The organism is Acidiphilium sp. (assembly GCF_049977125.1).
Classification (GTDB): domain Bacteria; phylum Pseudomonadota; class Alphaproteobacteria; order Acetobacterales; family Acetobacteraceae; genus Acidiphilium.
The window spans coordinates 1-2,664 of sequence record NZ_JBMFGY010000279.1; the positions used below are offsets into that span (position 1 = coordinate 1).

General features: G+C 59.6%; 2 protein-coding genes and 1 pseudogene. All 3 read right to left on the bottom strand.

Going from position 1 to position 2,664, the window contains the following annotated elements; all coding sequences use genetic code 11:
• Window positions 1-317 (bottom strand): annotated as a pseudogene (locus ACP5E6_RS18050) (hypothetical protein); the annotation flags it as partial.
• 266 nt (window positions 318-583) lie between these two features.
• Window positions 584-865 (bottom strand): helix-turn-helix domain-containing protein, encoded by a 282-nt coding sequence (locus tag ACP5E6_RS18055; RefSeq protein WP_427956644.1) that lies wholly within the window; start codon window positions 863-865, stop codon window positions 584-586.
• Window positions 866-1,353: 488 nt separating this feature from the next.
• Window positions 1,354-2,664: hypothetical protein (locus ACP5E6_RS18060; protein WP_427956646.1), on the bottom strand; the 1,311-nt coding region annotated here is incomplete at its 5' end.

Here is a 2,664-nt window from a genome sequence, read left to right on the forward strand (position 1 = left end):
ATGAGTCCCAGGCGCCTCATTATGAATTGAATGCATGAACGAGTCGTGGCCATGGATGGTGCTGCGATGTCGTAGAGCTGGGATGCTTTGCCGAGGACCCGCGCGTTGAGAACGGCAGGCGAGAGTACGAGAAGGGTCGGGTCCGTTTCGGCAATGCGCGCGATGGTACGGAGTGACGAGATGAGCACGCTCCGCCGCGCCGGCGAGAGATCGATCCAGGTCGCCACCAACGCTATCGCTTCGCTGACAGTTATCTCGGGAGGTAACGCGGGTTGTTCGTTGTTGCCGGAAGGTAGAATTGGGGTATTGTCGGACATGGATAACTCCTGTTTGGTCAATGCCGGTCAAAGCCGGACGGTTATGAGAAGGCTATACACCAGTCCCAAGCTAATTGACTGGTAGTGTTCTAAGAACGACCGAGAAGTCGGTTGTTTTTGCTTGATATTGTCGATTAAACGGTTGGACACCGAAGTGCCGGTGTTCGTAATGATTGGGTTCGCCGAATCAGGTATTTTCAGGTCCGTCCAGATCGTCGGAGCATCTACGGTCACCATCCCGATCGTCAGTATCGCCATGGCCCAACTCAGCGTCGAAGAGTTTCGGCGATAAGCGCCTCTATCTGACGGGGATCGAAAAATATCGCAGCGCCGACCCTGATTGGGCGCAGATGTCCGACCTGCACCCATCGGCGGATCGAACGCGGGGTGCGGCGGAACAAGGCGCAGACATCTTCGGTCGTCAAAAGTGGTGAGTGCGGCACCGGCGATCGCAAGGCGGATACTGATGGCGCCACCGACGGTGGTTGGTCGGCATCACGGTCGGATGCTTCGGTCGCCAGGTCTTTGACTTTGGTCTGTTCAGGCATGGCTCAATCATGACGATGATCGGACACTGTCGGCCGACATGCTGGGGCTACTGTTTCCGATGCTACCGTCGATGTCGCTTTGACCACCTCACGAGCGGCCCGACGAGCAAAGATCCGGACGAGGTCGCGCAACGCGCTCGCGACGCGGGCATCGACGTGCTCGAATTCATCGTTTCGTGTTGCTGTGCTGATATTCGATCGCATCTTCATCCTCGGCGCTTTCGCCACCGATGATGCGCGAATGGGTGCGATGATTTCAAAGAAACAAGCGTGCAGGAATGCCGAATATTCTGAAGGCAGGGTCAACGGGAGCGGGGGAGGCGGGGTGGACAATGGCCCGGGTCGCCTGCCTGCTGGCGGGCATCAACTGCCGGTAGACTTGTTGGTAGTCCGCACCCGAACCGGATTCGGGCATTGTGTCCCTCGATATGCATCTGTGCGCGATCGCGATGCTACCGCCACGATCGCTGTCGTCCGTTCGCTGGGAGTCAGCCGGGACTGCGCCTCTGCCTGGGCTTGGCGGGCAGTACGAGAGCCGGATCTTTGCCGAGTTTTCCCGCGATCGTGCGGATTTCTATATCGCGGATGTCATGAAATGTGCGCAGGGCGGTACGCAGTTTCGCGTGGGGAAAGATCGGAATGGCTTCGGCCAGGAACTCTTCGACGAAGCGTGAAAATGTCCCCGTTTTAGGTTCTCGGCCTTCGATGCGGCGCGTGGAGTTGGCGATCCAGATCGATGCGCACGAGGTGACGGCGAAGGCGGCGGGATCGAACAGATCGCGTCGGCCGACTCTGGTGCCGGCCGCCCCGATTCCGGCTGCGACGTAACCTCGGTCCCCGACGGCCAGGAGTAACCTTCCGACAGTCCTCAAACGTCGTACGGCAGCGAAGGGATGTTCCGGAACCTCGTCCGTTCCGGGTCGTGCCGTCGGGTGTGGAGTCGAAAGGGAGGCGAGCAAGGATACACGGTCCTGAAAGCTAAATTTCAGCAGATGCTGCATCACATGGTCGGCCCAGCGTCGCGCATGGATAAGGGCCTGAGCGTTCCGGTACGCCGTCGGATGATCGACCTCGTCGATCCAGTAACTGCTGCAGGTGAGGGCTATATCGGCTAGCCGGATCCAGAGTCCGGGCTGGTTGAAATATCGCGATGCGATGTCCACTAGGCGCGTTTTGACGTCGAGAGCGGATGTGGGCGCGGGAGCGAGTTGTCGCGTGCGGCGTCGCCGTCCCGGAGCAACATCGGGGCCGCCAAGACTCGCGTACTGGCTGCCGGCGTTGCCGGCGAGCAGCTTGAGCAGTTCCGCGAGTCCATCCGTGGTCCGAAGCGCGCGGTGAAGGACCGGTGCGCCGAAGGGGATCACTGTCGCTTGTTCTTGTCGTGACGGCTTGCGGTATTCCACCATCAACGACAGCCGATCCGCGACATGCATATGCGTGAGCGCCTCACGCAGACGATCGGCACTGCTGGTGAGCATGGCGAGGTCGCGAAGGCGATGCGACGGGGGAGGGAATGCGCGAACAGGTTGGCGCACTCGGATTGGCGTCCGTTGCTGCAACGTGTCGAGCGTAGAAAGCGGCCGGTCATCGAATGGGTTGAACGCTAACGCAGGCTTGCGTAACATCGTTTCGTCAACAATCGCATCGATCAGGCCGTAATCGATGAAATTTGCGGGAGCGGTGGCTGCATCGGTGGTCGACTCACCGTCGGCATGATTGTCGCGAGATAGGGAGAGCCCCGCGTCGTCTTGATTGATCATGCGCTGCCTTTCAGTCGGGATTTGTTCCGCGGAAACTAA

Bases quoted from the DNA above. Each gene is read 5' to 3' on its own strand.
- ACP5E6_RS18055 (WP_427956644.1), bottom strand. From the start codon at position 865: ATGCCTGAACAGACCAAAGTCAAAGACCTGGCGACCGAAGCATCCGAC.